Annotated in this window: 9 protein-coding genes; 4 read left to right on the top strand and 5 right to left on the bottom strand. The window is 69.7% G+C overall.

Annotated features, from left to right (window positions below; genetic code table 11):
- Positions 1–300: 300 nt before the first annotated feature.
- The 5 genes from ACX938_RS02815 to ACX938_RS02835 form a co-directional block, all read right to left on the bottom strand.
- Positions 301–1,533: a mandelate racemase/muconate lactonizing enzyme family protein gene (locus tag ACX938_RS02815; RefSeq protein ID WP_459429899.1), complete on the bottom strand. Its 1,233-nt coding sequence runs from the start codon at positions 1,531–1,533 to the stop codon at positions 301–303.
- A gap of 590 nt (positions 1,534–2,123) precedes the next feature.
- Positions 2,124–2,579: a CoxG family protein gene (locus ACX938_RS02820; protein WP_459429900.1), complete on the bottom strand. Its 456-nt coding sequence runs from the start codon at positions 2,577–2,579 to the stop codon at positions 2,124–2,126.
- A gap of 427 nt (positions 2,580–3,006) precedes the next feature.
- Positions 3,007–3,822 (bottom strand): alpha/beta fold hydrolase, encoded by an 816-nt coding sequence (locus ACX938_RS02825; RefSeq protein WP_459429901.1) that lies wholly within the window; start codon positions 3,820–3,822, stop codon positions 3,007–3,009.
- A complete protein-coding gene (locus ACX938_RS02830) occupies positions 3,819–5,582 on the bottom strand; it encodes a thiamine pyrophosphate-binding protein (RefSeq protein WP_459429902.1) in 1,764 nt (587 codons plus the stop codon). The genes ACX938_RS02825 and ACX938_RS02830 overlap by 4 nt, the downstream gene beginning before the upstream one ends.
- Positions 5,583–5,614: 32 nt before the next feature.
- Positions 5,615–7,666, bottom strand: coding sequence for a tripartite tricarboxylate transporter permease (locus tag ACX938_RS02835; RefSeq protein WP_459429903.1), 2,052 nt, complete (start codon positions 7,664–7,666; stop codon positions 5,615–5,617).
- 194 nt (positions 7,667–7,860) lie between these two features.
- On the opposite strand from ACX938_RS02835, the gene ACX938_RS02840 reads away from it, so the two are divergent.
- The 4 genes from ACX938_RS02840 (at position 7,861) to ACX938_RS02855 (ending at position 12,464) form a co-directional block, all read left to right on the top strand.
- The gene (locus ACX938_RS02840; RefSeq protein ID WP_459429904.1) at positions 7,861–8,913 is read left to right on the top strand and encodes a Bug family tripartite tricarboxylate transporter substrate binding protein; all 1,053 of its coding nucleotides are present in this window, start codon (positions 7,861–7,863) and stop codon (positions 8,911–8,913) included.
- 132 nt (positions 8,914–9,045) lie between these two features.
- On the top strand, positions 9,046–10,647 hold the full coding sequence (locus ACX938_RS02845; protein WP_459429905.1) for a UbiD family decarboxylase: 1,602 nt from the start codon (positions 9,046–9,048) through the stop codon (positions 10,645–10,647).
- Complete coding sequence (locus tag ACX938_RS02850) at positions 10,644–11,750, top strand: AbrB family transcriptional regulator (RefSeq protein WP_459429906.1); 1,107 nt, start codon at positions 10,644–10,646, stop codon at positions 11,748–11,750. The genes ACX938_RS02845 and ACX938_RS02850 overlap by 4 nt, the downstream gene beginning before the upstream one ends.
- Positions 11,751–11,786: 36 nt before the next feature.
- Entirely contained in the window at positions 11,787–12,464 is a 678-nt protein-coding gene (locus tag ACX938_RS02855; RefSeq protein WP_459429907.1) for a GntR family transcriptional regulator, read from the top strand.
- Positions 12,465–12,471: the final 7 nt, after the last annotated feature.

Below are 12,471 nucleotides of genomic sequence, written 5' to 3' on the forward strand. Positions count from 1 at the left end.
CTTGGCCCCTATGCCGGCCTGGTGCTCCTTCAGGATGCCAATGATCTGCTCTTCGCTGAAACGGCTTTTCCGCATCGTCTGTCTCCTCGTTTGGAGAACAGGCTAACTTCAAACCGCGGATTTTTCAGGGGAGCAGGTCACTGGGTCCTGACGCGCCCGGCTCTTTGTGACGAGGCCTTTTTGCGTCCGGCTCCTTTTAGCTGGGCGCCGTGGCCTCGGGCCTCCGCACGCGCCACATCCACCTGACACCGCAGCGTCACCACCCGAGGCGCGCCTCCGCGCCTCGGGCAGGCCCCTCGCTCAGACCTTGGGCGCCGGCGCGCCGCCCTCGAAGACATTGCCGTTCTGGTAGTCGCAGGGCGCTTCGCGCATCTCCAGGTGCAGCCCGTCGCCCTCGTAGGGATGGGCGCGGGCCAGCTCCTCGTCGACCTCGATCCCGAGGCCGGGCGCGTCGGGCGGGGTGACGAAGCCCTCCTCCACCTGCGGGCCGCCCTTGATCAGCTGCGCGTGGAAGGGCGACTCGATGGTCTCGGCCATCAGGAGGTTCGGGATCGTCGCGGCGAGCTGGATGTTGGCGGCCCATTCCACCGGCCCGGCGTAGAGATGCGGCGCGATCTGGGCGTTGAAGCTCTCGGCCAGGGCGGCGAGCTTGCGGCTCTCCCAGAGACCGCCCGCGCGGCCGAGGGCGGGCTGCAGGATCTCGGCCCCGCCGGTCCGCAGGAGCAGCGCAAACTCCGCCCGGGTCGAGAGCCGCTCGCCGGTCGCCACCGGGATGCCCGTGGCCTCGGCCACCTTGGCGAACTCCAGCGGGTTGTCCGGGGGCAGGGGCTCCTCGTACCAGAGCGGGTCGAACGCGGCGATGGCGCGCCCGAGCCTGATCGCGCCGGCGGTGTTGAACTGCCCATGCGTGCCGAAGAGGATGTCCGCCCGGTCGCCCACCGCCGCGCGGATCTTGCGGCAGAACTCGACCGAGCGCGAGATGTCCGACATCGCCGGCTGGTGCCCGCCGCGGAGCGTATAGGGCCCCGCGGGGTCGACCTTGACCGCCGTGTAGCCGCGCGAGACCGCCTCGGCGGCGCTTTCCGCGGCCATGTCCGCATCGACCCAGAAGTCGGGCAGCGGGTGGGCGTCGAGCGGGTAGAGATAGGTATAGGCGCGGATGCGGCGGTTCATCATGCCGCCCATGAGCGCCCAGACCGGCCGGTCGCGCGCCTTGCCGAGGATGTCCCAGCAGGCGATCTCGAGGCCGGAGAAGGCGCCCATGACGGTCGGGTCCGGGCGCTGCGTGAAGCCCGAGGAATAGGCGCGGCGGAACATCATCTCGACGTTCTCGGGGCTCTCGCCCTCCATGTGGCGGGTGAAGACGTCGCGGATCACCGCCTCCATGGCGCGGGGCCCGACGGCGGCGGCGTAACATTCGCCCCAGCCGGTGATGCCGTCGTCGGTGGTGAGCTTCACCAGGATCCAGTAGCGCCCGCCCCAGCCCGGCGGCGGCGGGGCGACGGTGAGGATCTCGAGATCGCGCAGTCGCATGGGGGCGCTCCCTTGGGTGTGTGGGGGTGTGGGGTTGTGGGTTGCGGCTCGCCGCGAGGACAACAGGGCGCGGCGGGGTTGTCCAGCAGGTCGGGGGCTGTTTTGGCTTGCACTCGTCGTGCTGCGCCGGACTTTCCCTGAGCTTCCCGATGCAGAGCGGCTCATTCCCGCTCCCCCAACCGCAACATCCCCCAGCGCCGCAACACACAGCCCCGGCGGCCATCTCCCCAAACCACCCATTCAGCGCCCCTTCTTGCGCCCGAACAGCATCGAAGATGCCGGGCGCGCGCCGGACCGGCCCCTTGGGCCGGCGCTCCTTGGGGTGGCGTGCCTAGCGTCTCATTAGCCCTGACCTTGCCGGGATAAAGCGCGTAGCCCAGAGGTCAGCAGCGCCGGCCCCCGGTCCGGCGCGCGCCCTCTGGTGGGGCGTGTGTCGAGCGGAGTGGGGCGCTGCTTGAAGGGCGAGGCGAAAAGCCCAAGGCGTCGCATTCTTGGCCGGATAACCGTTCCGTAGCTGCACCATGGCAACCTCACGCCAAGTCGAGCGCACTCTTGAGTCAACGTGCTGAGCCCCTTAGTGCTCCGCCCCCTCACGCCACCGCGTCCTCCACCACCACCCGGGCGAACTCTTCGAAGAACCGCGCGGAGAGCTTCTTCGCGGTGCCCTGGATCAGCCGGTTGCCGAGCTGGGCGAGCTTGCCGCCGACCTCGGCGCGGGCCTCGTAGCGCAACAGGGTCTCCTGCGGGGCGGTCTCGGTCAGCACGACCTCGGCGCCGCCCTTGGCGTGGCCCGCGGCGCCGCCGGAGCCCTGGCCGGTCAGGGTGAAGGCATCGGGCGCGGCGCTCACGTCGAGCGTCACCCGGCCCTTGAAGCGGGTCTTCACCGGGCCGACCTTCAGAAGCACCGTGGCCTCGAGCTCGGTCTCGGAGAGCTTCTCCAGGTGCTCGCAGCCGGGGATGCAGCGCTGCAGGACCTCGGGGTCGTTGAGCGCGGCGTAGACCCGGGGCTTGGGTGCGGCGATGGTGATCTCGTCGGTGAGATCCATGGGCGGTCTCCTTTTGCTCGGTTCAGGGACAGGGGCAGGCGGCGGGGCCGCTGCCTTCAGGTGATGTCAGGTGCGCGGGACGCGCATGGAGATGACGCGGGGCGCCGGGGGTTTATGCGGCGCGCGGAGGGACGACGCGGGCGGTGCGATGCCCCAAGGCCAAGGTGCCGCCCTGCAAATAGGCCCGCTGTCCTGCGCATGAGCGACCCGCCCACGAGGCCTGCTCTCCGGCGCAGGATCGGCCCTGCCGTAGAGCCCAACTTCCAGCGCAGGCGCCGCCCGGCTCCACCCCGACCGCCGCCACACCGACCAGCCCACAGAAGACGCATCCCGGCCAACCCACCCCCCGCCCCAAAACCTCAACGACGCGGGCGCCGGGTGCTGCGCCCGCGCCGCGCTGCCTGCGCGCGGCGGACCGAGGCGAACCTCAGCCGCGCGTGACCCCGCGCAGGCAATCCGCGATCCGCTCGGGCACTTCGAGCGGGGTGAAATGGCGCACCCCGGGCAGCACCTCGAGCCGGGCGCCGGGGATGGCGTCCTGCATGGCCTCGGCCATGGCCACCGGCGTGGCGTAATCCTCTTCGCCGACCACGATCTGCACCGGGAATTCGAAGCCAGGCAGCGCCGCGCGCATGTCGCAGCGCCCGAGCATCCGGCAGGTCTCGAGGTAGGCCGCGGTGTCATTGGCCAGAAAGACCGAGACCGCCGCCTCGACGGCCAGCGGGACCTCGGCGCGGAAGCGCTCCGAGAACCAGCGGGTCTTCTGGAAATCGGTCAGCGCCGCCATGCCCTGGGCGGCGGCCTTCTGGCCCCGGCCTTCCCAGTCCTCGGCGGCGGTTTCGCCATACCAGGCGGTGGTGTCGATCAGCGCCAGCCCTTGGGTCCGATCCGCATGGGCCGCCGCGAAGGCCAGCGCCACGCAGCCGCCCATGGAGGCCCCGCCAATGAGCGCGCGCTCCCAGCCGGCGTCATCGAGCACCGCCGCAAGATCCTCGGCGAAAAGCTCGACCGTATAAGGCCCGGCGGGCTTCCCCGAGGCGCCATGGCCCCGGCAATCGAGCGCCAAGACCTGCCAGTCGGCACCAAGCGCGCGGGCCGTGGCCTCCCAGAACTCGGCCTGCATGGCGAGCGAATGCACCAGCGCCACGCGATGGTGCGCACCGGGCGCGCCCCAGACCACGTAGCGCAGGCTGGTGCCGTCGGCGGCGCGGGCGACGGCCTCGGTTTTGGCCGGCGCGCTCACGACAGCTCCACCATGGGCTGGCCGATGTATTCCTGCCGCACCCGCACATCGAGCACCACCGCCGCGCCTTCGGCCACCCGGTCGAGCGCCCGTGTGAGCGCGCCGGGCAGATCGGCGAGATCCGTCACCGGGTCCGGCGCCTCGAGCCCGAGCGACCGCGCCAGCCCGGCGAGGTCGGGATCGGGGCCCTGCATGCGCTGGCCGATCGGGGCGTTCTCCTCGGGGCGGCCGCGCCGGCGGGCGACTTTGATCTGGTGATCCTCGTCGTTGTAGTAGGAATGGTTGTTGGCGATCAGGAAGAGCACCGGCAGCCGCAGGGTCGCGGCGTTCCAGATCGCGGTGAGCCCCATGGTGTAATCGCCGTCCCCCAGGATCGCCACGGCGCGGCGCGAGGCGCCGGTCTCGCGCAGGCCAAGCGCCGCGCCGACCGCGATGCTGGGCCCTGCGCCGAGGCCGCCGCCGCCGGTATGGCCGAGAAAGCCCAGCGGATGGGTGATCTCGTTGGCGTTCTGCGGCCAGCCGAGCGGGCGGCCGGTGATGCAGATCTCGCGGTCGCGGCTGGCGTGGTGGAAGGCGCGGGCGAGGTCCATCAGGCCGATCTCGCCCTGGCCCGAGACCTCGGGCACGTCCCAGCCCTGGTGGCTGGCCTTGGCCGGGCCGGCATCCAGCCCCTCGAGCAGGGCGCGCACCGTGGTGCTGGTCACCGTGGGGATGGTCACATCCACCGCCGGCAGTCCGCCGTAATCCATGTTCCAGCCGCGATGGATGTGGAAGTCGTTCGAGACATGGATGATCGGCGGGCGCGGCTGGCCCGGCGGGAAGGCCAGCTTGATGGTGTTCCCGGCGTCGAGCCAGTCGAGCATGATGATCGCATCGGCGGCCTGGATCTCTTCCAGAAGCGTGCCCTTCAGCCGCCAGCCGGTCTCGCCGATGAAGGCGGGATGGGTGGTCGGGAAGCCGGCGGGCAGCTTCATGTGGGTCGTGGTCCGCGCGCCGAGCGCCTCGGCCAGGCGGATGCGGTCGTCCCATTCCTCGAGGCTGCGGCTCGAACGGCCGCAGAAGATGAAGGGCCGCTTGGCGGTCTTCAGGATCTCGAGCGCCGCCTCGAGCGCGGCCTTGGGCGGCTCGGCGTCCTCGGGCGTGGGGTATTGCGAGATGTCGCCCAGTTCGGGGCGCTCGGTGATCTCCATCTCCTGCACCGAGACGTCGAGGTTCACGTAGACCGGGCCCGAGGGCCGGGTGTTGGCCAGCATCACCCCGCGCCGGATCGCCTCGACCGCGGCCTCGGGCGAGGCCGGCTGGTCGTCCCACTTGGTGTAGCCGCGCACCATGTCGGCCTGGTCCACGGTGGTGTGGATCCATTCGATCCAGGGCCGGCGCTTGGCCGCGTCGAAGGGGCCGGTGGCGCCGATCACCAGCATCGGCGTGCGGTCGCACCAGGCGTTGAAGATGCCCATGGAGGCATGCATCAACCCGACGTTGGAATGCACCGCCACCGCCAGTGCCCGGTCGGTGATCTTGGCGTAGCCCTGGGCGATGCCCACGGCGTGTTCCTCGTGCATGCAGGTGACGATCTCGGGCGTCTCGTTGCCGAGGTGGTTCACCAGGCTGTCGTGCAGCCCGCGGTAGCTCGCCCCGGGATTGAGCGCGATATAGGGGAAGTTCTGCTCGCGCAGGGCCTCGGCGATCAGGTCGCTGCCGTAGAGCACATGGTTCGACCCTTCGGTCTCTTGCGGCGGGGTCTGAAGCGGCTTGTCCACGGGGGATCTCCTTCTCTGCGGGTCGGCGGGCCTCAGATGAGGCGTTCCGTCAGCTTGCGAATGTCGGGGAAGAGGTCGCCCAGCAGCGATTGCGGCCAGGGGATGTGCAGCATCTCGTGGAAGAGAAAGAGGATGCCGCCGATGAAGGGCACGACCAGCAGGAGCGCGTGCAGCGGCCGGACCTTGCCCTCGATCATCATGTAGGCCAGCGCGAAGACCGCGATGGCGGGCACCATGCCGATCAGCCGCACGCCGACGATCAGGGCCAGCAGCCAGGCCACCTGTTTCAGGATCGCGGGCAGGGGCTCGCTGCCTTCGGCGCGGAGCGGTGGGATCTTCCCGAGCGCCCGGAAGGCGAAGAAGCCCCCCGCCGCGAGCAGGCCGCCGACGGCCACCGCCTGGGGCAGCATCTTGGCGGGCGCGGGCCAGCTTGCCGAGCTGAGATAGACGTAGAGCATCAGCCCCACGACCACGGCCCAGAGCGCGAGGTCGGCAAAAAGCTCTCCGCCGCGGGCATGGACGACGCCCGAGGTCGCGCTCTTGCCGTCCTCGGTGCGGGCGTCCCGCGCTGCGGTGCGCGGCGGGGCGCCCTTGCGGGTCTGGAACTTCTCCCAGCCGGGCAGGAAGCGCACCACCAACGGCCGCAGCAGCAGGAAGGCGATCATCAGCAGCACCACCGCGGGCAGCGGCTGGATCATCCAGCCGAAGCCGTAGCGCAGCTGCGAGATGAAGAGGTAGTTCTCGACCAGCCCGCCCAGCACGAAGGCCAGGATCAGCGGTGGGCGCGGCCAGCTCAGGCGCTTCATCACCCAGCCCAGGAGGCCGAAGCTTAGAAGCACGATCAGGTCGGCGTAATCCTTGGCGCCCTGGTAGGCGCCGATCACCATGATCCCGAAGACCAGCGGCACCAGGAGCCCGGCGCGCACCATGGCGACCTTGGCGAACTGGCCCGCGAGCCCGAAGCAGATGCCCGCGCCCAGGATATTGGCCAGCGCCACGGTCCAGATCAGCGTGAAGGTCACGTCGAGCTGCGCGCCCAGCATGTTCGGCCCCGGCGCGATGCCATGGATCAGGAAGGCGCCGAGCAGGATCGCCATGGAGGCCGAGCCCGGCACGCCGAAGGCCAGGGTCGGCACCAGCGCGCCGCCCTCCTTGGCGTTGTTGGCGCTTTCCGCCGCGATCACCCCGCGCACGTCGCCCTTGCCGAAGGTCTCGCGGGCGTCCGGCAGGCTGCGCGCGGCATAGCCGTAGGAAATCCAGTCGATGACATTGGAGCCGAGCCCCGGGATCGAGCCCAGGAAGGTGCCGATGCTCGAGCAGCGCAGCACCAGCCACCAGTTGCGGAACGCGTCGCGCGCGCCCTCGAGCTGGTCCCAGGCCGACATCTTGTCGCCGTTGCGCGCGATGGTGCGCTTGGAGGCGCCGAGGTCGATCATCTCGGGCACCGCGAAGAGCCCCAGCGCCACCGGCACCAGGCTCAGCCCGTCCCAGAGGTAGAAGGAGCCGAAGGTCCAGCGCAGCTCGCCGGTCTGCGGCTCGTCGCCGATGGTCGCCAGAAGCAGGCCGATGGCCGTGGCCACCAGCCCCTTGAAGAGCGCGCCATGGCTGAGCGAGACGACCAGCGTCAGGCCCAGAAGGCAGATCACCAGAAGCTCCGGCGTGCCGATCGCCATGATGAAGGGCCGCAGGATCGGGATCGAGATCGCCAGCACCACCGCCCCGAAGAGCCCGCCGCAGACCGAGGCGGTGAAGGCCGCCCCATAGGCCCGCCCGGCCTGGCCCTTCTTGGCCATCGGGTGCCCGTCGAGCACCGTCGCCGCCGAGCCGGTCGTGCCCGGCACCCCGAAGAGGACCGCCGGAATCGTGTCGGACGTGGTGGTCACCGACTGCACGCCGACCAGGAAGGCCAGCGCGGTGTAGGGGTCCATGGAGAAGGTGAAGGGCAACAGAAGCGCCAGTCCGACCAGACCGCCGATGCCGGGGATCACCCCGATCATCAGCCCCAGGACCGTGCCCAGCGCGACGAAGACCAGTCGCGAGGGGTCGGTGATGATCAGGAGCGCGTCGAGTGCCGCTTCGATCATGCGATATCCTCCCTTTAATCGAAGCCCGGGTCCTGCCTCCCCGCAGGATCGCCTGGTCGATTGCATTTCCGTATAATGTATGACAATATGACTTACAACCGATTTGTGGCGGGCCCTGGCGCGCCCCGGATGGGTTCGCGCCGCAAGGGGCCGGAGGGGCCTCGTTCGCGGTGATCATAACTGGGAGGAGTGATATGAACTTCGGACGAATTCTTCGCGCAGCCACCATGGTCGGGGCCGTCGCGGCGACCGCGGCCTGGGTGCCGCAGACTGCCGCGGCGCAATCTCTCGAGGAGATCTACGAGGGCGAGACGCTGACCATCATGATCGGCCACCCGCCGGGCGGCTCTTATGATCTATACGCCCAGCTGGCCGCGGAATTCATGGGAGAGCACATCGCCGGCAATCCCAATGTCATCGTGCAGCACATGCCGGGCGGGGGCGGGCGCAAGGGCGCGGCCTTCTTCCTCAACAACACCGACCCCGACGGGCTGACAGTGGGGATCTTCCCCGACAGCCTCGGCCACATCCAGCACCTGCGTCCCGACGCGGCCAGCTGGGACGCCGCCGATTTCCGCTACATCGGGCGATTCTCCACCGCCAATGCGGCCTTCGCGGTGCGCGCCGACAAGGTCTCCTCGGCCGAGGAGATGCGCGAGACCGAGGTGATCGTGGCCTGCACCGGCCGCAACGCCCGCTCGGCCCAGCAGGCCGCGGCGCTAAAGAACGCCGCCGGGCTGAACCTGCGGCTGATCTGCGGCTACGACGGCTCGCAGGCGACCGTGCTCGCGGCGCTGCGCGGCGAGGCCGACATGCTCTCGCAGAACTGGGCCTCCTTCGTCTCGGACCCCGCCGACCTCGGCGACGGCACCCTGAAGGTGGTCGTGCAGACCGGGCTCGAGCGTGATCCCGACCTGCAGGACGTGCCGCTCATGCAGGACCTGGCCGAAGATCCCGCCGACAAGGCGGTGCTGCGCTACCTCGGGGCCTCGGCGCCGATCGGGCGCTCGATGATGGTGCACCCCGACACCGACGAGGCGGTGATCGAGGGGCTGCGCGCCGCCTTCCAGGCGATGATCACCGACGAGGACTTCCTCGCCGCCGCCGAACAGCGCTCGGCGATCATCAACCCCGCCTCGGGTGAGGACATGGAAGCGGTCATGGCCGAGATCATGGGCGCCAGCGACGAGCTCCTGGCCGACGTGAAGGCGGCCATCGACACCTCGGACGCCGAAGAGGCCAACTGAGAGACGCCGGCCAGCGGGTGTTCCCCATCCGCTGGCCGGTCTATTGACGGACATGCGCCGCTGCAGATCCTGCAGGCGGCGCTTCAGTGACGGTGGACCACGATGTCGAATGCGCAGGGGACCCGGGCCCCCATGGATCTTCAGGATCATCTCTCGCGGCTGGAGGAAAAGGGCCTCCTGCAGCGGATCGAAATCCCCATCGACAAGGACAGCGAGCTGCACCCGCTGGCGCGGTGGCAGTTCCAGGGCGGCATCCCCGCCGAGGACCGCAAGGCCTTCCTTTATACCGATGTGACCGACGGCAAGGGCCGCTCCTACGACATCCCGGTGACCGTGGGCGCCCTGGCCGCCAACCCCGAGATCTATGCCGCCGGGCTCGGCGTTCCGGTCGAGGAGATCGGCGAGGTCTGGGTGCGCGCCATGCAGAACCCGATCCCGCCCGAGGTGGTCACCGAGGCGCCCTGCCAGGAGGTGGTGATGACCGGCGCGGACCTGACCCGCGAGGGCGGCGGCCTCGCGGCGCTGCCGGTGCCGATCTCGACCCCGGGCTTCGACGCCGCGCCCTATCTCACCGCGACGCTGGTGGTGACCAAGGACCCCGAGTCGGGCATCCGCAACATGGGCACATACCGCGGCCAGCTGAAGGCCCGCGACCGGCTGGGCGTGCGCATGGCCAGCCGCCTCGGCGGGGCGGGCGGCTACCAGCACTGGCTGAAATACAAGGAACGCGGCGAGAAAATGCCCGTGGCCATCGTCATCGGCTGCGCGCCGGCGGTGCTGTTCACCGGGCCGCAGAAGCTGCCGATCGACCAGGACGAGATGGCCGTGGCCGGCGGGCTGATCGGCGCGCCGGTGCGCACCGTGGCCTGCAAGACCGTCGACCTCGAGGTGCCCGCCGACGCCGAGATCGTGATCGAGGGCGAGATCGCCATCGACTACCTCGAACCCGAGGGGCCCTTCGGCGAAAGCCACGGGCACGTGGCGCTCGAGGATTTCAACATGTCGATGCAGGTGACCGCGATCACCACGAAGAAGAAGCCGGTCTTCGTCTCCATCGTCAGCCAGGTCACGCCCAGCGAAAGCTCGACGCTGAAGAAGGTCGCCTATGAGCCGCTCTACTTCGAGCATCTGAAAAACGTGTTGAACGTGAAGGGCATCACCCGGGTCGTCATGCACGAGCCCCTGACCAATATCCGCAAGGTGATCTTCCTGCAGTTCGACCGCAGCGCGCCGCAGACCGAGGTCTGGCGCGGGCTGCAGGGGGCGGCGGCACTGCAGGCGCAATGCGGCAAGGTGGTCATCGCCGTCTCCGAGGACATCGAGCCCAACAACGCCGATGCGATCTTCTGGTCGATCGCCTATCGCGCCAACCTCTCGACCGACCTGCATGTGACGCCCTACCGCTCGGGCGGGCACGGCCCGAAATCGGGGCGGAGCGGCGCGGATTCGACGCTGATGATCGACGCCACGCTGAAGGCTGCCATGCCGCCCTTGGCGCTCCCGCGCGAGCCCTACATGACGCGCGCCCGGCAGATCTGGGAAGAGCTGCAGCTGCCGCGCCTGACGCCGCAGCCGCCCTGGCACGGCTACGAGCTGGGTGACTGGTCCGACCTCTGGTCGGACTACGCCGACCGCGCCGTCGCCGGCGACTGGGAGGACAACGGCCGGGTGACCGAGGGGCGCCAGCGGGGCGGCATGAAGCCCGAAACGCCGGTTCGCGACATCGAAGGGTGAGCGAGGCAGCCGCCAAAGCCGCGGGCCCGCCGGGGGCCGGGGGCGGCCCCGCGCGGGGGCTGCCGCAGATCCTCTTTGCGCTTGCGCTCGGCGCGGCGGCGGGGGCGGTCTTCTACTGGCTGACGCTGCCCTTGCCCTGGATGCTGGGGGCGATGATCGTCAACACGCTGGCGGCGATCGGCCGGCTTCCGGTCGCCTCGCCGGTGCGGGTCCGGCCTTATGTGGTCGTGGTGATCGGGGTGATGCTGGGCTCGGGCTTCACGCCCGAGATCCTCGATCAGCTCGGCCTATGGACGCTCTCCTTCCTGTTCCTGGGGCTCTATATCGCGATCAGCGGGGCGGTGGTCATTCCCTATTACCGCTGGGTCGGCGGCTTCGACCTGCCGACCGCCTATTTCGCCGGGATGCCCGGCGGGCTCAACGAGATGATGATCGTCGGCAAGGAGATGGGCGGCGACGACCGCGCCATCGCGCTGGCCCATGCCAGCCGCATCGTCATCGTGGTGGCGCTGGTCGCGGTCTGGTTCCGGCTGATCCAGGGCGTCGACCTCTCGGACCGCTCGCAGTTCGGCACGCCTTTCGCCGAGATCCCGGGCAGCGAGCTGGTGATCCTGTTCCTCGCCGGCGTCGCGGGCTACGCGCTTGGCAAATACCTGCGGCTGCCGGCGCCGATGCTCCTCGGCCCGATGATCGTCAGCGCGGCGGTGCATCTCGGCGGGCTCACCGCCAGCCCGCCGCCGCAGGAGCTGGTGATCGTCGCGCAGGTCTTTCTTGGCACGATCATCGGCTGCCGCTTCGTGGGCGCCGCGCCCGGGACCATCCTGCGGGCCATCGGGCTCAGCATCGGTGCAACAGTCCTGATGCTGGCGATCACCTTCGGCTTTGCGCTGCTGCTCTTCGGCATGTTCAATCAGACGCTCGAACAGGTGATCCTGGCCTATTCTCCGGGGGGGCTGGCGGAAATGAGCCTGGTCGCGCTGGCGATGGATGCCGATATTGCCTACGTGGCCAGTCATCACCTGTTACGGATCAGCATGATCGTGCTGATGGCGCCCCTGGTGTTCGGGGCCGTGAAGAAAAGAGCCGGCCGGCGGGCGCGCTAGCGCCCTCTCGGGCCGCATCATTGGAGGACGTGGACCATGGCGGAGACCAACTCGGGGCGGCTGTCCCCCATCCAGTTCGAAGCGGCTCCGCTGCGCGCCAAGATCATCGAATCCATGCGCCGGGCCATCGAGCGGGGACAGCTGCAGCCCGGCGAGAGGCTGGTCGAGAAGGACCTCTGCGAGCAGCTCGGCGTCAGCCGCACCTCGCTGCGCGAGGCCCTGCGCGAGCTCGAGGCCGAGGGCGTGGTGGCCCAGCTCGGCGCACGCGGGCTGACCGTGGTGAAGATCTCGCGCCGCGACGCCGAGAACATCTACCGCATCCGCGCCGACATCGAGGCGCTGGTCTTCGAGCAGTTCCTGGATGCCGCCGACGGCAAGGCGCTCTCCGAGGCCGAGACGCTCTGCGACGACATCATCACCGCCTACGAGAGCGGCGATTTCGTCGCCATCGTGGACGCCAAGCGGGCGCTTTACGATTTCATCTGCGACTGCGCCGACAACCGCATCGCGCGCGAGCTCCTGGGCCGGCTGACGCTGCGCACCGCGCAGCTCCGCAGCCGCTCGGTGGTGCGCAAGGAGCGCCAGAGCCAGTCGATCGAGGAGATCGCCGCCCTGAAGAAAGCGCTTCTGGCCCGCGACGTGGACGCGGTGCGGACCGCCGCCCGCGCCCATGTCGACAACGCCGCGAGATCGGCGCTGGGCTTCGCCGAATAGGGCCGGG

The sequence above is a fragment of the Roseivivax sp. genome, assembly GCF_054552075.1.